Raw genomic sequence first — 25,264 nt, 5'->3', positions numbered from 1 at the left:
GCACCCCATGGATCTCTTCAGCGCCGCACCCGTCGGGCAGCCCTTGGCTGCCCGCATGCGTCCCGAGACCCTCGATGAATACGCGGGTCAGCAGCACCTGCTGGCGCGGGGCAAGCCCCTGCGCGAGGCGCTGGAACAGGGTGCGCTGCATTCGATGATCTTCTGGGGGCCGCCCGGGGTGGGCAAGACCACCCTGGCGCGGCTGCTGGCCCAGGTTTCCGATGCCCACTTCGAAACGCTCTCGGCGGTGCTCTCCGGGGTCAAGGAGATCCGCCATGCGGTGGAGGTGGCCAAGCAGCAGGCTGCCCAGTACCGCCGGCGCACCATCCTCTTCGTCGACGAGGTGCATCGCTTCAACAAGTCGCAGCAGGATGCCTTCCTGCCCTATGTCGAAGACGGCACCCTGATCTTCATCGGGGCGACCACCGAGAATCCCTCCTTCGAGCTCAACAACGCGCTGCTCTCGCGGGCGCGGGTCTATGTGCTCAAGAGTCTGGACGACGAGGCGCTCGGCGGCCTGGCACGCCGCGCCCTGACCAGCGCCAAGGGTCTGGGCAAGCGGCGCCTGAGCCTGCCCGACGATGCCCTGGCGCTGCTGCTGGCGGCCGCCGATGGCGATGGCCGGCGGCTGCTCAATCTGCTGGAGAATGCCGCGGACCTGGCCGAGGACGGTGGCGTCCTGGATGCCGAGCTGTTCCAGAGTCTGCTCGGCGATCAGCGCCGGCGTTTCGACAAGGGCGGCGAGGCCTTCTATGACCAGATCTCCGCGTTGCACAAGTCGGTGCGGGGCTCGAATCCCGATGGCGCTCTCTATTGGTTCGCCCGGATGATCGACGGTGGCTGTGATGCGCTGTACATCGCCCGGCGGGTGGTGCGCATGGCCAGCGAAGACATCGGTAACGCCGATCCCCGCGCCCTGAGCCTGTGCCTGGATGCCTGGGATGTCCAGGAGCGCCTGGGCAGTCCGGAAGGCGAGCTGGCCATCGCCCAGGCGATCGTCTATCTGGCCTGCGCGCCCAAGAGCAATGCCGTCTATATGGGCTACAAGGCCGCCTTGGCCGATGTGCGCCAGAACGGCTCGCGCGAGGTGCCGCTGCACCTGCGCAATGCGCCGACCAAGCTGATGAAGAACCTCGGCTACGGCGACGAATACCGCTATGCCCACGATGAACCGGAAGCCTATGCCGCGGGCGAGGACTACTTTCCCGAAGAGCTGGAGCCGCGCCGCTACTATGAGCCGGTTCCCCGTGGGCTGGAGCTGAAGATCCGCGATAAACTGCAGCACCTGGCGGACCTCGACCGGTCCAGCCCGCGCCAGCGCCGGCCGCGTTCCTGACGCCTGGCCGTCGCGGCTGCCCCCATTCCTAAGCAAGAGACACGGACATGCTTGATTCGAAACTGGTTCGCACCCAAACCGAGGAGGTGGCCGCACGCTTGGCGACCCGTGGCTACGTCCTCGACGTCAGCCTGGTGGAGTCGTTGGAAGCTCGTCGCAAGGCCGTGCAGACTCGCACCGAGACCCTGCAGGCCGAGCGCAACGCCCGCTCCAAGGGCATCGGCCAGGCCAAGGCGCGCGGTGAAGACATCGCGCCGCTGCTGGCCGAAGTCGATCGCATGGGCAGCGAATTGGAAGAAGCCAAGCGTGAGCTGGATCTGGTCCAGGGCGAGCTGGATGCCCTGCTGTTGGGCCTGCCCAACCTGCCCGACGCCTCGGTGCCGGTCGGCAAGGATGAAGACGACAACGTCGAAGTCCGGCGCTGGGGCACCCCGCGCGACTTCGACTTCGAGATCAAGGACCACGTCGCCCTGGGCGAGACCCACGGCTGGCTGGACTTCGAGACCGCTGCACGCTTCTCCGGCGCTCGCTTCGCCGTCATGCGCGGTCCCATCGCCCGTCTGCACCGTGCCCTGGCGCAATTCATGCTCAACCTGCACACCGGTGAGCACGGCTACGAAGAGACCTATACCCCCTACCTGGTGCAGGCCGAGACCCTGCAGGGCACCGGTCAGCTGCCCAAGTTCGAGGAAGACCTGTTCAAGATCGGCCGGGAAGGCGAGAGCGATCTCTACCTGATCCCCACCGCCGAGGTCACTCTGACCAACCTGGTCGCTGGCCAGATCCTCGACGCCAAGCGCCTGCCGCTGAAGTTCACCGCGCATACCCCCTGCTTCCGCAGCGAAGCCGGGGCCTCGGGTCGCGACACCCGCGGCATGATCCGCCAGCACCAGTTCGACAAGGTGGAGATGGTCCATATCGTCGAGCCGAGTACCTCCTTCCAGGCCCTGGAAGAACTGACCGGCCACGCCGAGACCGTGCTGCAACGGCTGGAACTGCCCTACCGGGTGCTTTCGCTGTGCACCGGCGACATGGGTTTCGGCGCCACCAAGACCTACGACCTGGAAGTCTGGGTGCCGAGCCAGGGTAAGTATCGCGAGATCTCGTCCTGCTCCAACTGCGGTGACTTCCAGGCGCGCCGCATGCAGGCCCGCTACCGCAACGCCGAGGGCAAGCCCGAGCTGGTGCACACCCTCAACGGCTCCGGCCTGGCCGTGGGCCGTACGCTGGTCGCCGTGGTGGAGAACTATCAGCAGGCCGACGGCAGCATCCGCGTCCCCGAGGTACTCAAGCCCTACATGGGTGGCCTCGAGGTCATCGGCTGATGGATTACCTGCCGCTCTTCCACAAGCTCGATGGCCGTCCGGTGCTGGTGGTCGGCGGGGGCGACATCGCCCTGCGCAAGAGCGTGCTGCTGGCCGAAGCCGGTGCCCGCATCACCCTGGTGGCGCCGGAGATCGAGCCGGAGGTACGTGCCTTCGTCGAGGCGCGGGGCGGTAGTTGCCGGGTCGAGCGCTATGCGGCGGGCCAACTCGCCGGGCATTGCCTGGTGATCGCGGCCACCGATGACGACGGGGTCAACGAGGCGGTGTCCTACGATGCCCAGGCGCTGGGTTTGCCGGTCAACGTGGTGGATGCGCCCAAGCTGTGCACCGTGATCTTTCCGGCCATTGTCGATCGTTCGCCGCTGGTGATCGCCATTTCCAGTGGCGGAGATGCTCCGGTGCTGGCCCGCCTGGTGCGGGCCAAGCTGGAGAGCTGGATCCCCGCTACCTACGGTCAGCTGGCGCAACTGGCGCAGCGCTTCCGCGCCCGGGTCAAGACGCGTTTCGCCGATCTGCAGGCGCGACGCATCTTCTGGGAAGAGGTGTTCCAGGGCGAGGTCGCGGAAAAGGTCTTTTCCGGCCAGCCCCAGGCCGCCGAACAACTGCTGGAAGCCAAGCTGACCAGCGAGACGGCCACCTTTCGCGGCGAGGTCTATCTGGTCGGCGCCGGTCCCGGCGATCCGGATCTACTGACCTTCCGCGCCCTGCGGCTGATGCAGCAGGCCGACGTGGTGCTCTACGACCGCCTGGTAGCTCCGACCATCCTCGACATGTGCCGGCGCGATGCCGATCGCATCTATGTCGGCAAGCGCCGCGCCGAGCATGCGGTGCCCCAGGAGGATCTCAATCGCCTGCTGGTCAAGCTAGCCCAGGAAGGCAAGCGGGTCCTGCGGCTCAAGGGCGGCGATCCCTTCATCTTCGGCCGTGGCGGCGAAGAGATCGAAGAGCTGGCGGCCGAAGGCATTCCTTTCCAAGTGGTGCCGGGCATCACCGCGGCTAGTGGCTGTGCGGCCTATGCCGGCATTCCCCTGACGCACCGCGACCATGCCCAGTCGGTACGCTTCGTCACCGGTCATCTCAAGGACGGCTCGGCCGATCTGCCCTGGACCGATCTGGTGGCACCGGGGCAGACCCTGGTGTTCTACATGGGACTGGTGGGGCTGCCGACCATCTGCGAGCAACTCATCGCCCACGGCAAGGACCCGGCCACGCCGGCTGCGCTGGTGCAGCAAGGCACCACGCTCAATCAGCGGGTATTCACCGGTACCTTGCAGGATCTGCCGCAGCTGGTCGCAGAGCATGAGGTGCATGCGCCGACCCTGGTGATCGTCGGCGAGGTTGTGGCGCTGCGCGAGAAGCTGGCCTGGTTCGAAGGTGCTCAGACGGCGGTGTGATCCTCAGGCCGCACCCTGGATTCCGGCACTGCTCAGGGCCTCGCGGCCATGAGGCAGCTCCAGCTCCAGGGCCGGTCCCTTGGGCACGATGCCGGTCGGATTGATCTGGGCATGGCTGCCGTAGTAGTGATGCTTGATGTGCTGGAGGTCGACGGTCTCGGCGATACCTGGCCATTGGTAGAGCTCCCTGAGCCAACCCTGTAGCGCCGGATAATCCCGAATGCGCCGCAGGTTGCACTTGAAATGACCGTGGTAGACGGCATCGAAGCGAATCAGGGTGGTGAACAGGCGCCAATCGGCTTCGGTCAGCCATTCGCCGGTCAGATAGCGCTGGGTCTGCAGCAGCTTTTCCAGGTCGTCCAGGGTGGCGAAGACCTCGTCGAAGGCCTCTTCATAGGCCTCCTGGGTGGTGGCGAAGCCAGCTCGGTAGACGCCGTTGTTGACCGTCGGATAGATGCGATCGTTGAGGGCGTCGATGCGACTGCGCAGGGCCTCGGGGTAGAGATCCAGGCAATTGCCGGTCAGCTCGTCGAAGGCGCCATTGAACATGCGGATGATCTCGGCGGATTCGTTGCTGACGATGCGTTCTTCTTGGCGGTCCCAGAGCACCGGTACGGTGACCCGGCCGGTGTAATCGACCTGGTCGCGTTGATAGAGCTGGTAGAGGCGGTCGAGGTGATAGAGCTCGTCGCCACTGGAGCCCTTGGCTGTATCGAAGGTCCAGCCTTCCTCGCGCATCAGCCAGCTGACCACTGAAACGCCGATCAGCTCTTCGAGGCCCTTGAGCTTGCGGTAGATCAGGGTGCGGTGAGCCCAAGGGCAGGCCAGGGACACATAGAGGTGGTAGCGACCGGCCTCCGGTGCGTAGCGCGAGACCCCTTCGGGAATGGCCTGCTCGATGCGAGCTATCCAGTCACGACGCTGGGCCTCTTCTCGCTTGAAATGGCCATCCTTGCCATTGTCGTACCAACGGTCCTGCCACTGTCCATCGACCAACAAGCCCATATCGTCATCCTCCGCTGCGTTGCGGTTAGGAACCCAGGGAGCCGCTCCGGGTTCCTGAGGCGACGTCAGAGCGAGCGGTCGCGCGCTTCCCAGCGGCGTTCGGCTTCGCTTTGGGCGCTGACTTGATCCTGACCCAGGGCGCGGAGGGCCACGGCCAGGGTGGCGATGACCGCCAGACGGCCATAGGGGTCTTCTGCCTCGCCGCGCCAAGTGGTGGCCAGCAACGCCGGGTCGAGGCGCTCCGGCTTGACCTGGCGGCGCTCGGTCAGCGCCGGCCAGCTTTCGTCCCAGGCTTCACCGCCACGGGTGCCATAGAGGTGGGCGATGACATCGGGATTGCGCTCGACTTCGCCGCCTTCGCCCTTGATGACGATGCTGTCGTCACCCAGCAGGCGACTGGCCTCGCGATGGACCTCCTGGTAACCCGGATGGAAGATGCTCTGCAGGATGCAACGCGCCTGGCTGGGATTGGGCAGCCGGACCAGGGAGTGGATCGGCGAGCGCAGGCCGAGCTCGGCCTTGAGATCAATCATCCGCTGCAGTTCGGGCATCCAGGCCGCCAGGGGCAGGAAGGCCGGCTGGCCCCGGTCGAGTAGGGCGCCGGCGTCCTGCCAGCTATCGACCCTCTGCATGCCCAGGTCGGTCAGGCATTGCTCGGTGTAGAGTCGGCCCGCGGTATGGGTGCCGCCGCCATGCATGACCACCCGCACACCACCGCCGGCCAGGCATTTCACCGCCAGCAGGTACCAGGGCAGGTGACGCTTCTTGCCGGCGTAGGAGGGCCAGTCGAGGTCGACGGCGAAGCCTGGCGGCTGCAGCCGCGCCCTGACGGCGCGGGTAAAGCCGGCCAGCTCTTCGGCGCTTTCTTCCTTGTGCCTCAGCAGCATGAGAAAGGCACCGAGCTGCGCATCGGTGACCCGGCCGTCGAGAATCAGGCCCATGGCCGTTTCCGCCTCGGCCTCGGTCAGGCTGCGGGCGCCGCGCTTGCCCTTGCCCAGGGCCCGGACATAGACGGCGAAGGGATGTTCTTCGGGCGTGGTGAAGGTCATAGGCAATTATCCGGTTTCGGCAGGCCGGCCAGTTTGGCGCCGAGCTTGGCTGGCGCGCCCTTGAATAGCAGATTGAGCTGGAGGCTGGTGCCCAGCTCCGGGCCCAGTGTCTGGGCAATGTACTTGATCAGCGGCCGGTTGGCCGGCGAAAGCTGGAATTGGGCGTAGAAGTCGCGTAGCGCCTGCAGCACCTGCCAGTGGCGATCGGTCAGCTCGATGCCCTCCTTGAGTGCCAGGTGCTGGGCCACCTCGGGACTCCAATGGGAGAGATCGCGCAGGTAGCCTTCGGCGTCGAGGTCGAGAGGGGCCATGCTCAGGTCCAGCTGATGACCTTGGCGCAGCTCACGCTAAGGTCGACGAAAGTGGGATAGTCGATCAGGGTCACGGCTCCTTCTGGGTGTAAGCGACGGGCCTGGACATCCTCCGCCAGGGCATAGAGGGTCGTCTTGGCGGGAAGCTGTATCAACAGCGCTGCCGCGACGCTGCCTGGGCGCAACGCTTCGACGGCGCCTCCCGTCAACAGGACGGCGTCCTCGTCGCGCACCCAGGTGAGTCCATCTAGCGCGTCGGCATCTAGCAGCGGCGAACGGGAAAACAGGTGCAGAGTAGTCAAATGGAGATCACCTGATCATGGTCATGGATCAGCGCCGCCAGGGCTTCGGGCTCCAGTAGTGTCACCCAGGCGGGCAACTGCTCGGGCGTGATGCCCAGACGTTGCAGGGCGGTGGCTTCGGCGTAGATGGCCTCGACACCGAACAGCGGCAGCGCGGAGAGATTGGCACTCAGATCCTTCTGCTCCAAGGCAGCGCTGTCGGCTGCCAGCAACTGGGTCACGCCAGGACCGGCGAACAGCAGCGCCAGGGGCAGTTCGAAGGCACCGCCGGCCAGTACGATATCCAGGGCCTCGCGCGGACCGGGGCCGCTCAGTGTGGGCTGGCGGGAGATGACGAGGGTGCTCTTGGCCATGCTAGTCGCCTCCAAAGCAGAGCAGGCGATCGGCGTCCTGCACCGCCTCATGCAGTTGGCCCAGACCGGACAGCTGCCAGGGCGCCCGCACGTTCACCGCGCCCTCACGTTCATAGCGCCGTGCCTCGTTTTCATCCAGCAGCCCACGTTTGAGGGCGGCGGCGATACAGACCACGGCGTCGATCTGGTGACGTTCGATCAGCTCACGCCAGCGCGCGGGTAGATCCGACTCGTCCTGGCCACTGACGGTGGCGTGGGAGGCGTTATGAACGCCATCGCGATAGAGGAAAAGTCGCGACAGCTCGTGACCCCCGGCCAGCAGTGCCTCACAGAAGCGCAGGGCCCGACGGGCCGAAGGCGCCTGGGGCGGGGAAAGGACAACGATGGCAAATTTCATGGATGTAAAAAGGCCCGCCGAAGCGGGCCTCTTGGGCTACCGCCGATGATCAATCGTTATTGCTGGCGAATCCAAAGATCTGCAGCAAGCTGATGAACATATTGTAGATCGAGACGTACAGGGTGATGGTAGCCATGATGTAGTTGTCTTCACCACCGTGCACGATGGCGCTGGTCTGGAACAGGATGGCCGCGGCTGCAAACAGCACGAAGCCCGCGCTGATGGCCAGTTGCAGACCACTGATCTGGACGAAGAAGGACAGCACCACGGCGCCCAGCAGGATCCAGAAGCCTGCCATCAGGAAGCCACCGAGGAAGCTCATGTCCTTGCGACTGATCAGCGCGTAGGCCGACAGACCGAAGAAGGCCAGGGCGGTCATGCCGGCAGCCGAAGCGATCACGCTGCCGCCGTTAGGCAGACCCAGGTACATGTTCAGGATCGGGCCCAGGGTGTAGCCCATGAAGCCAGTCAAGGCGAAGGTGCTGACCAGCCCCCAGCCGCTGTTACGGGTCTTCATGGTCAGGAAGAACAGGCCGTAGAAGCCGATCAGTACCACGAAGATGTTGGGGTAGGGTAGCCGCATCTGCTGCGAGACGAAGGCAACCAAGCCACTGAATGCCAGGGTCATGGCCAGCAGGGCGTAGGTGTTGCGCAATACACGGCTGACGTCCCGCGGTTGCGCGATGGCAGGGTTGTAGGCGTATTGACGCTCGTTCATGGTGTACTCCAAAGCTAATTTAACGGTGTGATGTACCGTACGACCCCGAAGATAGCAAATGTTGCTTAAGGATCGCTTGCGAGTGTTTGACAGTGTGTTGCCATCAGGTACTATGCGCCCCTCTTACGGAAGTGTGGCCGAGTGGTTTAAGGCAGCGGTCTTGAAAACCGCCGACTCGCAAGGGTCCCAGAGTTCGAATCTCTGCGCTTCCGCCATCTTCGAAGCCCCGTTCCTACGGGGCTTTTTGCTGTCTGCAGGGTCGAATTTCAAGACCTGTTGGGCGAGTGAAAAGGAGGAGTTCCAAAGTTCTTTCGGAACAGCGCCGAGGCCTGACCTTCTATAGCACTCGCCCCGAGGAGGGTGGGCATCGCGGCAACCCAGGCCCCGCACGAGAGCGAGGGCTGAGCTGCGTGCGATCGTTGGAAACTGCCTTATGAGATGAGCAGGCAGGCCTGCTTGAGTCAGGGCGTGCAAAGCATCGCCAAACTATCGGTTACCCACCGAAGCTACCGACCCTGGTCACGCACCATCGTCAGCAGGCTACCATGGCCACCACGAAGATGGTTGCCAGCCCAATACACATGGCACCCAGGGTGAGCGCCAGTAGGCCCTGATCGCTGGTGAGCGATCTCGGACGAATGAGTGCAGATTTAAGCGGGACGCTATTTAGCCGGCCGTGGGGCCTCGACTCGAAGAGCGTCACTGTCCTTGTCAATTGATAGCGCAGCTGAAGTATCCTTTTCAGTTTCGGTATTGGGCTGCGGTACCCAGCTATTGGCCGCGATTGTGGCTTCAGCGAAGCTCAACAGCAAGACCATTGCTGCTACGCAGGTTCCTATAGCAATCGCATTGATCACCTTCTGTTCTTTCACAGGTGCATTCATGTTGCTTGCCTAGCAGGGCCACGTCGAATGAGGTGGTCTGACAACTGCAGGCGGCAGAAGTGCGGAGGTCGTTGGCTTCTCACGATCAACCAAGGCCCGTAACTGCGGTAAGGCGTCGCCCAGCGCGATGTCGCAGTCCACAGCCCGAGCGTTGCGTTCGGGGCGGTTGAATACTGGTTTAGCCCGATCCTGTCTGACTACTTTGTACCCCGGTCTTCCTGCTCCGACAGGCTGTAGCCGCTGATCACTGCAGCCTGGCTGAAACCTTTTGTGCGCCTTGGCGCTCGTCTCGATGGCCGTGCGATTCGCTCTGCTGCGTATCTTGCCCCAGCACCTGTGGGCATGAAAAAGCCCGCGCGAAGCGGGCTTTTTCATGCCGAGGTGCGGCGTCCCAGTCAGGGCGTGTTGCCCTTGGCCAGGGCGGCAGCGATGGCCGGTGCATCGATGGCGTTGGTCAGGACCTGGGTGCCCGAGAGGATGACACTGTTGGTCGGGCCGCTGCCTTTGATCTCGTCGCTGGCGAGCACCTTGCCCTGGTCGTCGAGGACCTGGGTGATGACATCATAGTCGAAGCGGACGCGCATGTAGGCGTCGGATTTCCATTCCCGCAGTTTCAGCACCAGCAGCTTCTGACCCTGGGGCGCGCGGTCGCTGGCCTGGCTGGGCATAGCGGTTATGGCGGCGCGGGCCAGGGCCTTTTGCACGGCGTCCTGCAGGTCGGCGGAAAGGGGGCTGCCGCTGTAGGTGCGGACGCTCCAGGGATTGTAGTAGAGGCCGCGGATGTTGCCGACGTAGGTGGCGTCCTTGTCTTGGGCGACCACATAGGGACGCTCATCGAGTACCGCGACGGCAACCGGCTTGTCGGCCTTGACGCTGAGTTGCGGGGCGGTCTGGCGGTAGTCGATCTTCTGGCCGATGGCGCAACCGGCGAGTTGCAGCGTGGCGAAGGCGATGAACAAGAGATGAGATGGCTTCATGCGAAACTCCTTTTTCGAGAGGCGCGCAGTCTAAGCCATCAGACTCGTCATGCCAAAATAATGTGATTCAGGTCACTAATTTCATGGGGCGCGAGTCGGTTGCCGGGCTCTGCAGCCGGGCGGATGCCCCTGACACACTCATCAGTTGGATAGGCAGGCCAGAGGTTTGCCTGCGTTCAGTGGTTGAAATTCACGCAGCCTGTCGGGGCGTGAAGGGAAGGGCAGAGTTGGAGGACAAGACCGCCCCTGTGCTCTGCCCGCGAGGGTTACAGCGTCTTCTTGTATTCCTTGTCCGCCTTCTTGTCTTCGCGGTGGCGTTCCTTGTCCAGCTGGGTATCGGTGCGGTCGGCTTCGTCAGCGGCATGGGCCGCACCCTTGTCGATTTCCTTCCGGTCGTGGCGCGCGTCCTCGCTCACGTCACGGCCGTCCTGGCGGACGCTCTTTTCCAGCGCGCTTTCGGCCAGCGCGACGCCCGTGCTGAGGACGCTTAGCAAAACGGTCAGGGTTGCTACGGTAAGCCGTGATTTCATCGGAGGCGCTCCTGAGTCGAGACAGCGGGAGTGGTCGCCCAAAGCGACCGCTTCGTTTGCAGTAAAGCGCTAAAGCTGGCATTGGAAAAGGAAAGCTGCCGAAGCGTTTTGGTCAAGCGGGCGAACTGGAGGCCCAGGCGGACGCATCGTGCGGGTGCAGACTCTCCAGATGGCGCACGTGGATGCGCACTTCCTGGTGGCTATCACGCAGGGCCACCAGCAGGCGGCGGGCGGCGTCCTCGACGAACATCAGATTGCTGCCGTTGAGGGCGGCGAAGGCCTGTTCGTCGGCGCGCTTGACGGCGGTTTGCACCGGGGTGCCCAGGGCCCTTTCGCACTGGTCGATCAAGGGCAGCAGTTTGAGGTCGACGGCGCCTGCCGGAATGCTGACCCGCACCTGTGCCAGGCTGCGCTGACTGTGCGGGGTGGCCAGGGAGGCGTGGCGGCGTAGCCAGCAGGCGACGGTGACCGGATCCACGTGCTCGGCGGTCCCGTGCTCTTCGAGAAAGGCCCGTTCGACCAGTTGGCGGGCCAGGGAGGCGGAGCAGGGGCAGGTGGATGAGTAAGGAATTTCGACGCGGGCGCTGAGCTGGAAGACGCCGGCAACCCAACTGGCTTCCAGGCGCACTGGATAGCGCTTCCAACCGCTCAGCTCGGCGGTCACCAGGGCTGAGCGACGAACCAGCAGGGCGAAGTCGAGGCGCAGCCGGGCGGCGCGGGAGTCGCAGCTGCGGTGGCTGGTGACCATGTCAGCCAGCAGCGAGCGCAGGCGTTCGGGCGTGAGCGGCTCACCCAGGCGGTCCAGCAACCGGTAGAGCCGGGACATGTGGATGCCCTTGGCGGTGGCCGCGGGCAGATCGACCTGAACGTCGGCCCTGGCAGGCACGAAGCTGTCGAGATCGCCTTCGCCGAGACGGATGGGCAGGTCGATGCCCTGCATGCCGACCCAATCGAGGGCGGCGGGCAGGGTGGCGGTCTCGCTAAGGGAGACGTCGGGGAGGATGGCGCTCATGGGCAGGGCTTGGCTCAGTGGGGATCGGCGGCCGGGGGCCAGTCGCTGAAGGGGTTGTGCAGGCGCATCCAGGCCGAGGGGCCAGCAGCGAGTTCGGTGTCGGTCAGCAGGCAGGCATCCAGGCGGGCACGCAGTGCGGCTTCGTCCATGTCCATGCCGATGAGGACCAGCTCCTGGCGGGCATCGCCGACACCCTCGTGCCATTTCTCCTTGATGATGGCGACGGTTTCTTCATCGTCCGGCCATTGCTCGGGCGGTACCGCGGCCCACCAGCGCCCGGCGACGCCATGGCGGGCGACGGCGCCGGCCTGTGACCAAGTGCCGGCATGGGCGGGATGGCTGGCTAGCCAAAAGTAGCCCTTGGAACGGACTACGCCTGGCCATTCCTGCTCGACCAGGGCGAAGAAGCGCTCGGGATGAAAAGGGCGACGCGCCTGGTAGACGAAGCTTGCGATGCCGTACGCCTCGGTCTCGGGGGTGTGCTCGCCGCGCAGCTCCTGCAGCCAGCCCGGCGCCTTGGCGGCTTCGTCGAAGTCGAAGAGACCGGTCTGCAGCACCCGCTCCAGGGGGACGGCGCCGAAGCTCGCCAATTCCAGCCGCGAGCGAGGATTGAGGCTGCGCAGGATGGCCAGCAGGCGATCGCGTTCGGCCGGTTCGACCAGGTCCAGCTTGTTCACCACCAGGACGTCGCAGAACTCGATCTGCTCGATCAGCAGGTCGACCACGGTACGTTCGTCTTCCTCGCCGAGAGACTCGCCGCGGGACTCCAGGGAGTCGCTGGAGGCGTAGTCGCGTAGGAAGTTGAAGGCGTCCACCACGGTGACCAGGGTGTCGAGCTGGGCGACGTCACCGAGGCAGCGACCGTCTTCACCGGCGAAGGTGAAGGTCTCGGCCACCGGGAGCGGCTCGGAGATACCGGTGGATTCGATGACCAGCTGATCGAAGCGGCCGTCCCGGGCGAGCCGCTCCACCTCGAGCAGCAGGTCTTCACGCAGGGTGCAGCAGATGCAGCCGTTGCTCATCTCGACCAGCTTTTCCTCGGTGCGCGACAGCTCGGCGCCGCCGTCGCGGACCAGGGCGGCGTCGATGTTGACCTCGGACATGTCGTTGACGATGACCGCCACCCGGCGGCCTTCGCGGTTCTTGAGAATATGGTTGAGCAGCGTGGTCTTGCCGGCGCCGAGAAAGCCGGACAGTACGGTGACGGGGAGTTTCTGGCTGGAAAGGCTGGTTTGGGTCGTCATGGTCATCACGGGTAGAAGAAGTCGTAGGACGGATGCATCCCTGTGATATGGGCATCGGGATGTTTGGTCACGTTATAACATAACATTAATGGTGCGTTAAGAAGGCGCCTCTGCCTAGCGCTGAAGCGCCACCCGGAACGTTGATGGTGGTGGCCTGGCTGCCCGTTCCTAGTCTGTGCGGGCGGGCTTCTGAGGCGGGCCCCGCCTAGACGTGCTGACCGCCATTGATATGGATTTCGGCGCCGTTGATGTAGCAGGAGCGTTCGCTGCAGAGGAAGTAGATGGTCTCGGCGACTTCGTCGGGAGTGCCCAGGCGCTTGAGTGGGACTTCGGCTTCCACCAGGCCGTCGGTACCGGGCGAAAGGATGGCGGTGGCGATCTCGCCGGGCGCTATGGCGTTGGCGCGCACGCCCCGGGGACCGAATTCATGGGCCAGTTCGCGGGTCAACGCGGCGAGGCCCGCCTTGGAGGCGGCATAGGCCACGCCCGCGAAGGGATGCACCCGGGAGCCCGCGATGGAGGTGACGTTGACGATGCTGCCCTGGGCCGCTTCCAGCTCCGGCAACAGGGCGCGCGCGAGCAGGGCGGTGGACACCAGGTTGACGTTGAGCACCTGGGTCCAGGTGTCGGCATCGGAAGCCAGTACGCCGAGGCGGCTGCCATCGGGCCCCTTGGGTGAGATGCCGGCGTTGTTGACCAGGGCGTGCAGCTTGCCCCCGGGCAGGCGCTCGCGGACAGTGGCGACCAGGCGGTCGATCTGGGAAAGGTCGGCGAGATCGGCCTGGATGTGCGCATCGCGAGCTTCCGGCCAGGCGCACTCTGCGGAAAACGGCTGGCGGGAAACGGTGAGCAGCCGCCAGCCCAGGTTGCGGAACAGCTTGACGGTGGCATGACCGATCCCGCGACTGGCGCCGGTGAGCAGCATGGTGCGCTGGGTCATGGGCGGCCCCGGCGGGGCGCAAGGCGGGTGAGAGGCGACAGGATGGGCATGGTGGACGACTCCGGCGTCTGGCAGGCCGGTTCACTATGCCCAAGCTGGGAGCCAGCAGCAATCCGCGGCCAAGGTGCTCAGGCGTCGTCCTGGCGCAACCGGCCATGTTCGCTGCGCACCGTGGCCATGAAGGTCTGCATGGCCGACGACTGCACCCGATGGCGCCGCCGGATCAGCCCGTAGGGCGGCAACCGGGGTTCGAAGGCGATGGGCAGCACCGCCAGGAGGTGGCGACCGGGGTAGTCGTTGACCACCGACAGTGGGGTCACCCCGAGCATGTCGGTTTGCTGCAGCAGTGCCAGCAGGGTCATGATGGAGGTGGTCTCGACGATGCTGCCGGGAATATCGACCCGGGCGTCGTGGAAGGCCTGGTTGATGATGGCGCGCATCGGGCTGGGATGCTGCTGCAGCACCCAGGTGTGCTCCTGCAACTCGCCCCAGGTCAGGTGCGTGGCCTGGGCCAGGGGGTTCTGCGCGCCGGCGATCACGCAGAGCACCTCTTCGCCCAGGCTGTCGAACAGCAGTTCCTCGGCGCGGGCGCCGGTGGGAATGCGCCCCAGCACCACGTCCAGCTGGTCCTGCAAGAGCGCCTGGACCAGTACGTCGCTGGTATCCACCTGGATCGACATGGACAGCCGCGGATGACTCTGCTTGAGGGTGGCGATGGTGCGGGTCAGCAGTCCCGAGGCCAGCGCCGGAATGGCGCCCACCGCGACCCGGCCGAGATTGCCCGATTCCAGCGCGACCAGCTCCTCGCGCATACCCGACAGCTCGGCGAAGACCATGCGCGCGTAGTAGATCACCGTCTCGCCGAAGGCCGTGGCGCGCATGCCCCGCGGCAGCCGCTCGAACAGCCCCACGCCCAGCAGGCTCTCGATCTCGTGGAGCATCTTGGTGGCGGCCGGCTGGGTCATGCCGATGTCGTCGGCGGCGCGGCGCAGGGAGCCGAATTCCGCCAGCGCCAGCACCAGCCGCAACTGGCGTAGGCGCAGACGGCTGTGGATGGTGTGGGCATCGGGAATGCGCGTCATGCTGGCGGACCTCGGGGCAGGGGAGCCGGCTAGGGTAGCGCATGAACCGGGGCCTGGCGCAGCTGGGGTGCGTCTGCGCCAGGCCGGGGCCTTCACGAGGGGCGGACCTTGGCTCGCGGCGCGCCCTGGCGCAGGGCCTGCAGTCCGCGCGCCAGCAGCGGCCAGCAGAGCATCAGCAGCGCCGCGGTGGTCAGGCTGCCCACCAGGGGATTCGACCAGAAGATGCCCAGCTGGCCGTCGGAGAACAGCATCGATTGGCGAAAGGCGTCTTCGGCCTTGTCGCCCAGCACCGCCGCCAGCACCAAGGGGGCGATGGGATAGCCGAGCTTCTTGAAGGCATAGCCAAGGACGCCGAAACCGAGCATCAGCCAGACGTCGAACAGGCTGTTGTGCACCGAATAGGCGCCGATGACGCAGACGGTGAAGATGATGGGCGCGATGATGCAGAAGGGAATGCGCAGGATGGCGGCGAACAGCGGCACCGTCGCCAGCACCACGATCAGGCTGACCACGTTGCCCAGGTACATGCTGGCGATCAGGCTCCAGACGAAGTCGTGCTGTTCGGCGAACAAGGTCGGCCCCGGGTGCAGGCCCCAGATCATCAGGCCGCCGAGCATCACCGCGGCGGTGGCCGAACCGGGGATACCCAGGGTCAGCATGGGCAGCAGGGCACTGGTACCGGCACTATGATCGGCGGTCTCCGGCGCTATCACCCCCTCCAGTTCGCCCTTGCCGAAGCCCTCGCGATTCTTCGAGAAGCGCCGCGCCAGGCTATAGCTCATGAAGGAGGCGGCGGTAGGGCCGCCCGGGGTCACGCCCATCCAGCAGCCGACCAGGGCGCTGCGCAGCCAGGTCAGCCAGTAGCGCGGCAATTGCTTCCAGGTGGCAAGCACCGTACGCAGGGTGATGCGCGCCTGCTCGCCGCGAAAGACCAGGCCTTCCTCCACGGTGCAGAGGATCTCGCCGATGCCGAACAGGCCGATCACCGCCACCTCGAAGCTGATGCCCGAGAGCAGCGCCGGTTGATCGAAGGTCAGGCGCAGATTGCCGGAGACGGTATCCATGCCTACCGCGGCCATGGCGAAGCCGATCATCATGGCCGCCACCGTCTTCAGCGGCGGATTCTTGCTCATGCCGATGAAGGTGCAGAAGGCCAGCAGATAGACGGCAAAGAACTCCGGCGAGCTGAATTCCATGGCGAAGGCGGCGATGCGGCTGGAGAGGAAGGTCAGCAGCAGCACCCCGACCAAGGCGCCCAGCAGCGCCGAGGTGAAGGCCGCGGTGAGGGCCTCGCCAGCACGGCCCTGGCGCGCCAGGGGATAGCCGTCGAAGGTGGTGGCTACCGATGAGGGTTCGCCCGGGATGTTGAACAGGATAGAGGTGATGGAGCCGCCGAACAGCGCGCCCCAGTACATGCAGGAGAGCAGGATGATGGCCGAGGTCGGGCTCATGGTGAAGGTCAGCGGCAGCAGCAGGGCGACGCCATTGGGCGCGCCCAGGCCGGGCAGCCCCCCGACCAGGATGCCGAGCAGCACACCGATCACCATCAGGGCCAGGTGATGGAAGGACAGGATCAGGCCCATCCCGTGCATCAGGGAATCGAATTCGCTCATGACAGGCTCCTCAGCAGGCGGGCGAGGTCGGCCAGGGGGCCGGCATCCAGTGGCACCTTGAACCAGAGGGCGAAGATCAGATAGCTGGCGAGGCTCACGCCGCCGGCGGTGGCGAGGATCTGCCAGGCGCCGTAGCGCCTTCGCCGCTGGCGATCGCGCGCCATGAACCAGGCGATGAACAAAAAGGCCGTGACATAGAGGCCCAGCAGGGGCAGGGCGACGACGAAGGCCAGCATCGGCAGGAACACTCGCAGCACCTGGCCGAAGGCGGCGCGCTCGACGAAGCCCGTGCGCAGCGCCTGCCAGCGCCACAGGGTCTGCAGCGCCGTCGCCAGGCTAGCCAGGGCAAGCAGCAGGCCGATGTAGAAGGGGAAGTAGCCCGGCTCGGGGCCGGCATCGCCCCAGCCGATACCCTGCTCCAGACTGCCCATCATCACGATGCCACCGAGGCCGGCGGTGAACGCCGCCACGCCCAGTTCCACCCAGCGGGTGGTGATCAGGGAATCTCCGGCCATGGCCGTCTCTCCTGTGTCGGTGCGCCGATCAGCGCTTGAGCCAGCCCGCGGCCTCGAACACCGGGGTGACCCGGGCGGTGTCCTGGGTGATGTAGTCCTGCAGCGCCTGGCCTTCGAGGAAGGTCGGCACCAGGGCGTTACGCTCGATATAGGCCTTGAATTCGGGCGTCTGACTCACTTTGCGCATGAGCTCCACATAGAAGGCGCGCTGCTCCTCGCTGACGCCGCCCGGCAAGAGCACGGTGCGCGGAAAGCGGTATTGATCGATACCCAGGCCCTGCTCCTTGCAGGTGGGTACGTCCGACCACGCCTGGGTCTCGGTGACCTTGGCGGTATAGGCCATGCGGCTCTGGCTGAACACGCACAGCGGCACCACCTGTCCACCGCGCCACTGGCTCAGGCTCTCGCTGGGATTGTTGACGTTGGAGGTGATGTGCTTGCCGGCCAGCTGGGTCGCCGCCTCGCTGCCGCTCTTGAAGGGGATGTAGGTGAGCTTGGTGCCCTCGGTGCGATTGAGCAGCAGGGTTAGGGTCTGGTCGACGTCCTTCGACTGGCTGCCACCCATGCGCTTGCCGGCTGGATCCTGCTTGATGGCGTCGATGTAGCCGCGGGCATCCTTCCAGGGCGCGTCGGCGTAGGTCCAGAGGATGAAGTCATCCTCGGCGATGGCCGCCACCGGGGTGAGATCGCTCAACTGGTAGCCGAGCTTGGCGGTCAGCGGTAGCAGATAGACGTTGTTAGTGGCGATGACCAGCTTGTCCGCCTCGCCCTTGGCCAGTTTCATCTCCAGAAAGGCCTCGGCGCCATTACCGCCTCCCTTGTTCATCACCACGGTGCTGGCATCGAGGAGCTTGTGCTGGGTGATGATCGACTGGATCAGTCGGCCGAGTTGGTCGGTGCCGCCACCGGGGCCACCGGCGACCACTATCTCCACCTTGCCGTCGGGCTGCCAGGCGGCTTGGGCCAGGGGAGCCACCGCAGCGGCCAGACACAGGGGGAGGGCGGCGAGCAGGGAGGTGCTGCGCATGGGACTACCTCTTTCTTGTCGTTGTTTTGGGTGGACCGAGTGTGCGCAGCCCCGGGCAATCCTGACCACTCAAAAAAAGGCATGCACCGATAGCCTGAGGTTATGTCGTAGCGGGTTAGCTTGCGGAGACCTCGGCGCCAAGGGCTCTCCAGCGAAACACTGAAAGGCACCTATATCCTCAGGCTATACACCTATGTGCAGATTTGATTAGACGGTTATCGAACCGGCAGACGATAGTCGACCTCGCCAGCCGGCTGCTGAACGCCCATAACAATAATCAGGGGTCACGCCATGCTCTCGACGTCCCGCGCCAACCACCTCGACGAAGCCGCCGTCATACCCACGGCCCTGCAGGCCTCCCGCGTGCGTTGGCGCATCTTCGCCATCATCTTCGGCCTCACCGTCATCAACCTAGTGGACCGCGTCTCCCTGTCCATCGCCATGCCTACCATCGCCCATGAGTTCCAGCTGACTCCGGCCATCCAGGGGCTGATTCTCAGCAGCTTCTTCTGGGCGTACGCCCTCCTGCAGATTCCCGGCGGCTGGCTGATCGATCGCTACGGCCCGCGCCGGGTCATCGGCTGGTCCACCGGCCTCTGGGGCGTATTCCAGACCCTGGCCGCCTTCGCTACCGGCGGCCTATCGCTGATCTTCGCCCGGGTCGCCCTGGGCGCTGCCGAGGCACCGCTGTTCCCCGCCGGTGGCAAGCTCAATTCGCTCTGGCTGGCCTCCAGTGAACGTGGCCGGGGCGCGGTGCTGATGGATTGCGGCGGTCCCCTGGGCGTGGCCCTGGGCGGTCTGCTCATCGCCTACCTGATCGCCGTCTTCGGTTCCTGGCGCACCGCCTTCTTCATTGCCGGTATTGCCACCTTGGCCATGGCCTGGCTCGCCTGGCGCTATCTCCGGGACGACCCGGCGACCCACCCCGGGGTCAATGCCGCTGAACTCGCACGCATCAACGAAGGCCGCACCACCTCGGTGGCCCAGGCGGCCAAGGCAGGCGCCCGGGGCCTGGGCATCGCCCGTCGCTCCCTGGCCGGCATCCTCATCGGTCGCGCCAGTTGGGCCATGGTCTTCTTCGGCCTGCTGACCTGGGGGCCCAGCTACCTGGCCCAGGCCCGTGGCTTCGACATCAAGGGCATCGGCGCCGCTACCTTCGTCATCTTTCTCTGCGGGGCGGCCGGCTCCCTGGTCGGTGGCTTTCTCTGCGACCTGCTGGTGCGCAAGGGCGTGCGCCGTGGCCTCGCCGCCAAGGGACTGCTGTCCTGCTCCGGCCTGGTGGCCTTGGCGGCCTTTCTGCTGCTGCCGCACCTCACCGATCCCTATGCCGCCGTGGCACTGCTGTCCCTCACCGCCTTCTTCCTCATGTGGGGCAGCCTCTACTGGAGTTTCCCGGCGCTGCTGGCGGCGCCAGCACGGGTGGGTCTGATCGGCGGGGTGATGAACCTGGCCGGCAGCCTGGGTGGTATCGCCGTGCCCATTCTGGTCGGCCTGCTGCTGCAGCACCTGGGTGGCTATCCGGCGGTACTGGGTTTCTTCGCCCTCTGCTCCGGCCTGTTCATCCTCGGCACCCTGCTGATCGTCCTGGACCAGCGGGAGGTGCAGCATGACTGAGCGCTATAGCGGCCCCATCATCGACGCTCACCACCACTTCTGGGAGCCCCGGCGCAACTTCCACCCCTGGCTGTCCGGCGCGGAAACCATTCCCTTCCGTTATGGCGACTACAGCGCCATCAAGGGCGATTACCTCCCCGAGCACTACTTCGCCGATGCGGCCGGTCATGACGTGGTCCAGACCGTCTATGTCGAGACCGAGTGGGATCCCCGCGATCCCCTGGGCGAGACCCGCTACATTCACGAACTAGCGCGCCGCCATGGCGTGCCCAATGCGGTGGTCGCCCAGGCCTGGCTGGATGCCGAAGACGCTGCCGAGCTGCTCGCCGCCCAGGCCGCCTTCGCGCGGGTGCGTAGCGTAAGACACAAACCGGGCGGTCCTGGTCGTCCGGAGGAGGTCGGCAGCCAGCGCACCCTGATGAGCGATGACCGCTGGCGCCAGGGCTACGCCGAACTGCAGCGCCACGGCCTGCACTTCGACCTGCAGACGCCCTGGTGGAATCTCGACGAGGCCTGCCGCCTGGCGCGGGACTTCCCGGCCATCCAGTTGATCCTCAACCACACCGGCCTGCCGTCCGATCGCCGTCCCGAAGGCCTGACCGCCTGGCGCGCCGCCCTGGCCCGCCTGGCCGAATGGCCCAATGTGGCGTTGAAGATCTCCGGTCTGGGCCTCGCCGGCCAACCCTGGCGCGCCGAGGACAATGCCTGGATCGTCCGCGAGGCCATCGCCATCTTCGGCCCCGAGCGGGCCATGTTCGCCAGCAACTTTCCCGTCGATCGCCTGTGCGGCAGCTACGCCACCATCCTTGGCGGCTTCAAGCGCCTGGTGGCCGACCTGCCCATCACAGCCCAACGCCAACTCTTCCATGACACCGCCCAGCGTCTGTATCGCCCGGTGGCCGACGTCATCCGCCTGGATCCCTACCTGAGGACTTCCGCATGAGCAACTCCCCGCTTCCCCGCCTGGCCCTGGTGCTGGGCGACCCGGCCGGCATCGGTCCCGAACTCATCGCCCGCCTGCTGGCCGATCCCGAGGTGCGCAGTCGCGCCCGGATGGTGCTGATCGCCGACGAGGAGGAGGCCCGTGCCGGCATGCGCATCGCCGGTTGCGAATACCCCTATCGCCGCATCGACAGCCTGGATGCTCTCGACTTCCAGGACGACATACCCCTGCTGTATCCCTACCGCGGCGCCGCCGAGGGTGCATTTCCCCGTAGCGAAGCCAGCGTCGTCGGTGGTCGCTACAGCCTGGACACCCTGGCCGTCGCCCTGGACCTGACCCAGGCCGGCCACACCGATGCCATCCTCTTCGGCCCGCTGAACAAGACCTCGCTGCACCTCGCCGGCCTGGGCCACAACGACGAGTTGCACTGGTTCGCCGAGCGCCTGGGGTACACGGGACCGTTCTGCGAATTCAACGTGCTGGACGATCTCTGGACCTCGCGGGTGACCTCCCATGTCGCGCTCAAGGACGTCCCTGGCCTGCTCAGCCAGGAACGGGTGATCGAAGCCATCGAGCTGATCGACAATGAACTCAAGCGCAGCGGCCTGGCCCGACCGCGCATCGGCGTCTGCGGCCTCAATCCCCACAATGGCGACACCGGCAGCTTCGGCCGGGAGGAGCTCGATCTCATCGGTCCGGCCGTGGAGCGAGCCAAGGCGCTGGGTATCGCCGCCGACGGTCCCTATCCGGCCGACACTATCTTTCTCAAGGTCCAGGGCGACGCCCGCGCCTTCGACGCCGTGGTGACCATGTACCACGACCAGGGCCAGATCGCGATCAAGCTGATGGGCTTCTCCCGTGGCGTCACGGTGCAGGGCGGCCTGCCCATTCCCATCGCCACGCCGGCCCATGGCACCGCCTTCGACATCGCCGGCCAGGGGCGCGCCAACGTCGGCGCCACCCGCCAGGCCTTCGAGATCGCCTGTCGCCTGGGCACGTCCCGCCACTGATAGCGACCGAGGCGCCCTAGGCGCTTACCGAATCCGCCGAGCCGGCCCAAGGGGCCGGCAGGCCTGACTCATGCTCGAAAAAGGAAACTCACCATGAAAATCACCAGTGTCCGTACCCGCGTCTTCGAATGGAAAGGCAAGGTCGTCCCACCCCAGGCGCACTTCTGCACCAACGCCACCGACATCCTCTATGAGCGCGGCGACGCCATGGGCTCCTTCCGCTTCCATGGCTGGCTGGTGGTGGAGATCGAGACGGACAGCGGCCTGGTCGGCCTCGGCAACTGCGCCCTGGCGCCGCGGGTGGCCAAGGAAATCATCGATCTGTACCTGACCCCCATCGTCATGGGGCAGGATCCTTTCGACAACGAATACCTCTGGCAGAAGATGTACCGCCGCACCCACGCCTGGGGCCGCAAGGGCATCGGCATGGCCGCCATCTCCGCCGTCGACCTGGCGCTCTGGGACCTGATGGGCAAGGCCGTGAACAAGCCGGTATTCAAGCTGCTGGGCGGCCGTACCAAGGAAAAGATTCCCTGCTACGCCTCCAAGCTCTACGCCAACGACAACCTGGACCTGTTCCTGGAAGAAGCCCAGGGCTATCTCAACCAGGGCTTCGACGCCCTCAAGATGAGATTCGGCTACGGACCCAAGGACGGCCCCGCCGGCATGCGGCGTAACCTCGAGCAGGTGCGCGCCCTGCGCGAACTGGCCGGCCCGGACGTCGATATCATGCTGGAGTGCTACATGGGCTGGACCCTGGAATACGCCCGGCGCATGCTGCCCAAACTGGCCGAATTCGAACCGCGCTGGCTGGAGGAGCCAGTCATCGCCGACGACATCGAAGGCTACGTCGAACTCAAGAAGATGGGCATCATGCCCATCTCCGGTGGCGAGCATGAGTTCACCTCCTACGGCTTCAAGGACCTCCTCGAACGCCGCGCGGTGGACGTCATCCAGTACGACACCAACCGCGTCGGCGGCATCACCGCCGCGCGCAAGATCAACGCCCTGGCCGAAGCCTGGTCGGTACCGGTCATTCCTCACGCCGGCCAGATGCACAACTACCACCTGACCATGGCTAGCACCGCTTCGCCCATGGCCGAGTTCTTCCCGGTGTTCGACGTCGAGGTGGGCAACGAACTCTTCTACTACGTCTTCAAGGGCGAACCCCAGCCGGTCGGTGGCTATCTGCAGCTGGATGATGAAAAGCCCGGCCTGGGTTTGGAGTTGTCCGAAGACCATCTCAAGGACTTCGATGTGATCGAATAGGGCGCCAACTGGCCGCCAACCCGCGGGGAGGGCGGTGGCCATTTCACCGCCGCGACGCTGAGTGGCGCGAGTCGCCGCGTTGTTCGACTCACCCCGCCAGGATCGCCGCTGCCCCCCGTGGCTGCCGGGTGTACCACAGTACTCGGCTGACCCCGCGGGTCACCGCCACATAACTCAGGCGCAACGCTTCATCGGCCATGGCATCGTCGTAGCTCTGCTGGAAATGTCCGCTGACTGCATAGAGCGCATTGCGCAGCGGGTGCGGCTGCTGGGGCTGACCGTCGTCCAGCACGATAGCCACCTCGGCCTGCAGTCCCTTGGCGCGGTGAATGGTGCAGGTGCGCACTCCCGGCTGTCGGCCCAGCTGCTCGTGGATGGCTTTCAAAGGTGCATTCAGGCGACTCATCACCATGACCGCGCAACGCTCCGGCCGTTCTCGCTCCGCTGCATAGCTTCGCTGAGCTTCGATTTCACCCAGCAATGAGGTCAACTGGCGACCTATATCGAATTGCGGTACGACCTTCACTCCGTGCCCAAGCTCATCCGCTGCACGAAAGGCCTGGGTTTTCTTGGGTTGCCTGTGCCGCACCTGCGTCAGGATGCGCTCGCCGTCCGCCACGATGGCGGGTGAAGAGCGATAGTTGGTCCCCAGCATCAGCGTTTGACTGGGCGTCTGGCCAGGAAACCAGCGATCGAAATGAATGAACAGCTCCGGCGAGCTGCCCCGCCAGCCATAGATGGATTGCCAGTCGTCACCGATGGCCATCAGCGAGGGCGCGAGCTTCTCCTCGGCAAGCCTGAGTTGCACCTGCTGCAGCCAAAGAGCGATCTGCGGCGAGATGTCTTGGAATTCATCGATCAGCAGATGGGTGAAGGGTCGCAGCCTTTCAATCAGCGCACGACTGGGTTTCTTTTCCAGGCGATCCGTCAGCACGGCGAAGGCTGTATTGAAGGTGATCAGCCGCTGTTCCTTCAGCACCTTGTCGAAGTGTCGCCAGAACTGCTGCATGGCCTCCAGGAAGATCCGATCCCGCATCGAGCATTCCAGCTGGCTGCTCTTTATCGCGCCGACCCTCAGACCAAGGGTTTCGGCGAACGAGGCCTGGCCATAGAAGAGGTCGGGCAGCGGTTGCGGTTGACGCTCACCATTAAGTACGAAGGGCTGCAAGGGCGGCTCGCCTGGCAACTCTTCTTCGTTGGGCGCCGCGAGTTCCAGCAACAGATGGACGCGGCGGCGAAAACTGGCCTCCTCGCGATAGCAGTTCCTGTAGGCCAGGAGCAGGAGTTGCCGTTGCCCATCATTCAGGGTCGCCCCTGCCAGCATGCCGTTATTCGGTTCTTCCTCACCTGTTGAGTGGGCAGATAGCTGCTCGAACCACTGTGTCGCCCTCAGTTCTGTGCGCGCCATTTGCGCCAGGGCCGAGTGAAAGGTCCGTACCAGCTCCCGAGCCGATTCGTCATCCAGGGGCGCTTCCCAAAAGGCCAGAACACGCTTGAGCTGGGCACGTAGTTCTTCGCAGGATGCCTTGGTAAAGGAAATGACGGTCAATTGCTCGCGGGGGATCTCCAGGTGACACAGCATGAACACCACCCGCAGTACCAGGGTCGTGGTCTTGCCGGAGCCGGCACCCGCGAAGATTCGCGTCGCTGGCGTACGTGTCAGGATCATCTTCCACTGCTCCGGCGACGGTGGCTGGATGATGCCCTGAGCCACGGCTTGCTCGACACGCGCCTTCATCCGCTGTTCCTGAGAGCGCTTTATCGGGATCGCATGGCCATAGATAGCGATAGGGGAGGGGATAGCCGCAGACGATTGGGTAACGGATTGCTCCTTCCCCGCGTCCTTGATGGTGGCTTTGGACGCGGTCTGCCGCTTACGGCCTTTTACTGGCTCGGCTGTGTTCTGCCTGCCTGACTTGGGCTCTCCCTCTATAGGTGCCTCTCCTTTAAGGAAGAGCGTGGTGCGGGGAAACCAATTGCCCAGGGAGTTCTTCAGCTGTTGTCGGTAGCGGGCCAGGATGGAAGTCATGCAATCCTCGAAACATCGTCTGCCTGCATCTTACCCTGCGCAGGTGACAGCTCGATCTCATGGAGGCTTTTTGGTCTCTGTTGAAAGTTTCTTGAAATAACCTGTTGACCTACCTTGAAACTCCCCTATAATGCGCCCCACTTCCGGCGCAGACGCTGAAGCGGCTTGAAAATCAAGCGCTTAGGTCTGAGCCGGGCGAGGGGTCCACGGATTCTTCGCCATTTGGCTCTCACCTCCGGGTGATGACGAAATGAAGCGGAGGGGGTTGACAGCGTCTTAGGATGCTGTAGGATTCGCCTCCCGCTGCCGAGATTGGTTAGACCGGTCAGGCAAGCGCAAGTGGTTGAGTTGAAACGAAAAAGTTCAAATCAACGCTTGACAGGAT

At 64.9% G+C, this 25,264-nt stretch carries 25 protein-coding genes and 1 tRNA gene; 8 read left to right on the top strand and 18 right to left on the bottom strand.

Going from position 1 to position 25,264, the window contains the following annotated elements:
• The first annotated feature begins 7 nt into the window (after nt 1-7).
• From LRS53_RS12825 to cysG, 3 genes are read left to right on the top strand one after another with little or no spacing between them, the layout of a single operon-like run.
• Nucleotides 8-1,336, top strand: coding sequence for a replication-associated recombination protein A (locus LRS53_RS12825; RefSeq protein WP_231356147.1), 1,329 nt, complete (start codon nt 8-10; stop codon nt 1,334-1,336).
• Nucleotides 1,337-1,383: 47 nt separating this feature from the next.
• The gene (serS, locus tag LRS53_RS12820; RefSeq protein WP_231356146.1) at nt 1,384-2,661 is read left to right on the top strand and encodes a serine--tRNA ligase; all 1,278 of its coding nucleotides are present in this window, start codon (nt 1,384-1,386) and stop codon (nt 2,659-2,661) included.
• Complete coding sequence (cysG, locus tag LRS53_RS12815; protein ID WP_231356145.1) at nt 2,661-4,055, top strand: siroheme synthase CysG; 1,395 nt, start codon at nt 2,661-2,663, stop codon at nt 4,053-4,055. The genes serS and cysG overlap by 1 nt, the downstream gene beginning before the upstream one ends.
• 3 nt (nt 4,056-4,058) lie before the next feature.
• On the opposite strand, the gene LRS53_RS12810 is transcribed toward cysG, so the two are convergent.
• From LRS53_RS12810 to LRS53_RS12780, 7 genes are all read right to left on the bottom strand, one after another.
• On the bottom strand, nt 4,059-5,060 hold the full coding sequence (locus LRS53_RS12810; protein ID WP_231356144.1) for a glutathione S-transferase family protein: 1,002 nt from the start codon (nt 5,058-5,060) through the stop codon (nt 4,059-4,061).
• 65 nt (nt 5,061-5,125) lie between these two features.
• Entirely contained in the window at nt 5,126-6,109 is a 984-nt protein-coding gene (locus LRS53_RS12805; RefSeq protein WP_231356143.1) for a glycosyl transferase family protein, read from the bottom strand.
• Entirely contained in the window at nt 6,106-6,420 is a 315-nt protein-coding gene (locus LRS53_RS12800; protein WP_231356142.1) for a TusE/DsrC/DsvC family sulfur relay protein, read from the bottom strand. Before LRS53_RS12800 ends, LRS53_RS12805 begins: the two co-directional genes overlap by 4 nt.
• A 2-nt stretch (nt 6,421-6,422) precedes the next feature.
• Nucleotides 6,423-6,722, bottom strand: coding sequence for a sulfurtransferase complex subunit TusB (gene tusB / locus LRS53_RS12795; RefSeq protein WP_231356141.1), 300 nt, complete (start codon nt 6,720-6,722; stop codon nt 6,423-6,425).
• Complete coding sequence (gene tusC, locus LRS53_RS12790; protein WP_231356140.1) at nt 6,719-7,075, bottom strand: sulfurtransferase complex subunit TusC; 357 nt, start codon at nt 7,073-7,075, stop codon at nt 6,719-6,721. Before tusC ends, tusB begins: the two co-directional genes overlap by 4 nt.
• Nucleotide 7,076: 1 nt before the next feature.
• Nucleotides 7,077-7,472, bottom strand: a complete 396-nt coding sequence (gene tusD, locus LRS53_RS12785) for a sulfurtransferase complex subunit TusD (RefSeq protein WP_160923202.1) — start codon at nt 7,470-7,472, stop codon at nt 7,077-7,079.
• A gap of 49 nt (nt 7,473-7,521) precedes the next feature.
• On the bottom strand, nt 7,522-8,190 hold the full coding sequence (locus LRS53_RS12780; protein ID WP_017641775.1) for a Bax inhibitor-1/YccA family protein: 669 nt from the start codon (nt 8,188-8,190) through the stop codon (nt 7,522-7,524).
• Nucleotides 8,191-8,317: 127 nt separating this feature from the next.
• Between LRS53_RS12780 and LRS53_RS12775 the strand changes: the two genes are divergently transcribed.
• Nucleotides 8,318-8,405: transfer RNA gene (locus LRS53_RS12775), tRNA-Ser, on the top strand.
• A gap of 447 nt (nt 8,406-8,852) precedes the next feature.
• Here LRS53_RS12775 and LRS53_RS12770 read toward each other — a convergent pair.
• The 10 genes from LRS53_RS12770 to LRS53_RS12725 all read right to left on the bottom strand — a co-directional run bounded on the left by LRS53_RS12770 (nt 8,853) and on the right by LRS53_RS12725 (nt 18,014).
• The gene (locus LRS53_RS12770; RefSeq protein ID WP_231356139.1) at nt 8,853-9,074 is read right to left on the bottom strand and encodes a hypothetical protein; all 222 of its coding nucleotides are present in this window, start codon (nt 9,072-9,074) and stop codon (nt 8,853-8,855) included.
• Between the two features lie 395 nt (nt 9,075-9,469).
• Nucleotides 9,470-10,051, bottom strand: coding sequence for a hypothetical protein (locus LRS53_RS12765; protein WP_231356138.1), 582 nt, complete (start codon nt 10,049-10,051; stop codon nt 9,470-9,472).
• Between the two features lie 266 nt (nt 10,052-10,317).
• On the bottom strand, nt 10,318-10,581 hold the full coding sequence (locus LRS53_RS12760; RefSeq protein WP_231356137.1) for a hypothetical protein: 264 nt from the start codon (nt 10,579-10,581) through the stop codon (nt 10,318-10,320).
• 112 nt (nt 10,582-10,693) lie between these two features.
• On the bottom strand, nt 10,694-11,593 hold the full coding sequence (gene folE2 / locus LRS53_RS12755) for a GTP cyclohydrolase FolE2 (RefSeq protein ID WP_231356136.1): 900 nt from the start codon (nt 11,591-11,593) through the stop codon (nt 10,694-10,696).
• Between the two features lie 14 nt (nt 11,594-11,607).
• Complete coding sequence (gene zigA / locus LRS53_RS12750) at nt 11,608-12,843, bottom strand: zinc metallochaperone GTPase ZigA (protein ID WP_231356791.1); 1,236 nt, start codon at nt 12,841-12,843, stop codon at nt 11,608-11,610.
• Between the two features lie 199 nt (nt 12,844-13,042).
• Entirely contained in the window at nt 13,043-13,777 is a 735-nt protein-coding gene (locus LRS53_RS12745) for an SDR family NAD(P)-dependent oxidoreductase (protein ID WP_231356135.1), read from the bottom strand.
• Nucleotides 13,778-13,905: 128 nt separating this feature from the next.
• Nucleotides 13,906-14,859: a LysR family transcriptional regulator gene (locus tag LRS53_RS12740; RefSeq protein ID WP_160923206.1), complete on the bottom strand. Its 954-nt coding sequence runs from the start codon at nt 14,857-14,859 to the stop codon at nt 13,906-13,908.
• A 92-nt stretch (nt 14,860-14,951) separates the two neighbouring features.
• On the bottom strand, nt 14,952-16,472 hold the full coding sequence (locus LRS53_RS12735; RefSeq protein ID WP_231356134.1) for a tripartite tricarboxylate transporter permease: 1,521 nt from the start codon (nt 16,470-16,472) through the stop codon (nt 14,952-14,954).
• A complete protein-coding gene (locus LRS53_RS12730; RefSeq protein WP_231356133.1) occupies nt 16,469-16,987 on the bottom strand; it encodes a tripartite tricarboxylate transporter TctB family protein in 519 nt (172 codons plus the stop codon). The genes LRS53_RS12735 and LRS53_RS12730 overlap by 4 nt, the downstream gene beginning before the upstream one ends.
• Nucleotides 16,988-17,015: 28 nt before the next feature.
• The gene (locus tag LRS53_RS12725) at nt 17,016-18,014 is read right to left on the bottom strand and encodes a tripartite tricarboxylate transporter substrate binding protein (protein ID WP_231356132.1); all 999 of its coding nucleotides are present in this window, start codon (nt 18,012-18,014) and stop codon (nt 17,016-17,018) included.
• A gap of 291 nt (nt 18,015-18,305) precedes the next feature.
• On the opposite strand from LRS53_RS12725, the gene LRS53_RS12720 reads away from it, so the two are divergent.
• From LRS53_RS12720 to LRS53_RS12705, 4 genes are all read left to right on the top strand, one after another.
• Nucleotides 18,306-19,628: an MFS transporter gene (locus tag LRS53_RS12720; RefSeq protein ID WP_231356131.1), complete on the top strand. Its 1,323-nt coding sequence runs from the start codon at nt 18,306-18,308 to the stop codon at nt 19,626-19,628.
• Complete coding sequence (locus LRS53_RS12715; protein WP_231356130.1) at nt 19,621-20,571, top strand: amidohydrolase family protein; 951 nt, start codon at nt 19,621-19,623, stop codon at nt 20,569-20,571. The genes LRS53_RS12720 and LRS53_RS12715 overlap by 8 nt, the downstream gene beginning before the upstream one ends.
• Nucleotides 20,568-21,581 carry a 4-hydroxythreonine-4-phosphate dehydrogenase PdxA gene (locus LRS53_RS12710; RefSeq protein WP_231356129.1) on the top strand — a complete coding sequence of 338 codons (1,014 nt, stop codon included), beginning with the start codon at nt 20,568-20,570 and terminating at the stop codon, nt 21,579-21,581. The genes LRS53_RS12715 and LRS53_RS12710 overlap by 4 nt, the downstream gene beginning before the upstream one ends.
• Nucleotides 21,582-21,674: 93 nt before the next feature.
• A complete protein-coding gene (locus tag LRS53_RS12705) occupies nt 21,675-22,850 on the top strand; it encodes an L-rhamnonate dehydratase (RefSeq protein ID WP_231356128.1) in 1,176 nt (391 codons plus the stop codon).
• Between the two features lie 88 nt (nt 22,851-22,938).
• On the opposite strand, the gene LRS53_RS12700 is transcribed toward LRS53_RS12705, so the two are convergent.
• A complete protein-coding gene (locus LRS53_RS12700; protein WP_231356127.1) occupies nt 22,939-24,879 on the bottom strand; it encodes a UvrD-helicase domain-containing protein in 1,941 nt (646 codons plus the stop codon).
• Nucleotides 24,880-25,264: the final 385 nt, after the last annotated feature.

The sequence above is a fragment of the Pseudomonas sp. PLB05 genome, assembly GCF_021106615.1.
GTDB lineage: Bacteria > Pseudomonadota > Gammaproteobacteria > Pseudomonadales > Pseudomonadaceae > Chryseomonas > Chryseomonas benzopyrenica.
This window is presented reverse-complemented; position numbering and strand designations above follow the sequence as displayed.

Coding starts and splice junctions, on each gene's coding strand:
- LRS53_RS12825 (WP_231356147.1), top strand. CDS start 8: ATGGATCTCTTCAGCGCCGCACCCGTCGGGCAGCCCTTGGCTGCCCGC.
- serS (WP_231356146.1), top strand. CDS start 1,384: ATGCTTGATTCGAAACTGGTTCGCACCCAAACCGAGGAGGTGGCCGCA.
- cysG (WP_231356145.1), top strand. CDS start 2,661: ATGGATTACCTGCCGCTCTTCCACAAGCTCGATGGCCGTCCGGTGCTG.
- LRS53_RS12810 (WP_231356144.1), bottom strand. CDS start 5,060: ATGGGCTTGTTGGTCGATGGACAGTGGCAGGACCGTTGGTACGACAAT.
- LRS53_RS12805 (WP_231356143.1), bottom strand. CDS start 6,109: ATGACCTTCACCACGCCCGAAGAACATCCCTTCGCCGTCTATGTCCGG.
- LRS53_RS12800 (WP_231356142.1), bottom strand. CDS start 6,420: ATGGCCCCTCTCGACCTCGACGCCGAAGGCTACCTGCGCGATCTCTCC.
- tusC (WP_231356140.1), bottom strand. CDS start 7,075: ATGGCCAAGAGCACCCTCGTCATCTCCCGCCAGCCCACACTGAGCGGC.
- tusD (WP_160923202.1), bottom strand. CDS start 7,472: ATGAAATTTGCCATCGTTGTCCTTTCCCCGCCCCAGGCGCCTTCGGCC.
- LRS53_RS12780 (WP_017641775.1), bottom strand. CDS start 8,190: ATGAACGAGCGTCAATACGCCTACAACCCTGCCATCGCGCAACCGCGG.
- LRS53_RS12770 (WP_231356139.1), bottom strand. CDS start 9,074: ATGAATGCACCTGTGAAAGAACAGAAGGTGATCAATGCGATTGCTATA.
- LRS53_RS12765 (WP_231356138.1), bottom strand. CDS start 10,051: ATGAAGCCATCTCATCTCTTGTTCATCGCCTTCGCCACGCTGCAACTC.
- LRS53_RS12760 (WP_231356137.1), bottom strand. CDS start 10,581: ATGAAATCACGGCTTACCGTAGCAACCCTGACCGTTTTGCTAAGCGTC.
- folE2 (WP_231356136.1), bottom strand. CDS start 11,593: ATGAGCGCCATCCTCCCCGACGTCTCCCTTAGCGAGACCGCCACCCTG.
- zigA (WP_231356791.1), bottom strand. CDS start 12,843: ATGACCATGACGACCCAAACCAGCCTTTCCAGCCAGAAACTCCCCGTC.
- LRS53_RS12745 (WP_231356135.1), bottom strand. CDS start 13,777: ATGACCCAGCGCACCATGCTGCTCACCGGCGCCAGTCGCGGGATCGGT.
- LRS53_RS12740 (WP_160923206.1), bottom strand. CDS start 14,859: ATGACGCGCATTCCCGATGCCCACACCATCCACAGCCGTCTGCGCCTA.
- LRS53_RS12735 (WP_231356134.1), bottom strand. CDS start 16,472: ATGAGCGAATTCGATTCCCTGATGCACGGGATGGGCCTGATCCTGTCC.
- LRS53_RS12730 (WP_231356133.1), bottom strand. CDS start 16,987: ATGGCCGGAGATTCCCTGATCACCACCCGCTGGGTGGAACTGGGCGTG.
- LRS53_RS12725 (WP_231356132.1), bottom strand. CDS start 18,014: ATGCGCAGCACCTCCCTGCTCGCCGCCCTCCCCCTGTGTCTGGCCGCT.
- LRS53_RS12720 (WP_231356131.1), top strand. CDS start 18,306: ATGCTCTCGACGTCCCGCGCCAACCACCTCGACGAAGCCGCCGTCATA.
- LRS53_RS12715 (WP_231356130.1), top strand. CDS start 19,621: ATGACTGAGCGCTATAGCGGCCCCATCATCGACGCTCACCACCACTTC.
- LRS53_RS12710 (WP_231356129.1), top strand. CDS start 20,568: ATGAGCAACTCCCCGCTTCCCCGCCTGGCCCTGGTGCTGGGCGACCCG.
- LRS53_RS12705 (WP_231356128.1), top strand. CDS start 21,675: ATGAAAATCACCAGTGTCCGTACCCGCGTCTTCGAATGGAAAGGCAAG.
- LRS53_RS12700 (WP_231356127.1), bottom strand. CDS start 24,879: ATGACTTCCATCCTGGCCCGCTACCGACAACAGCTGAAGAACTCCCTG.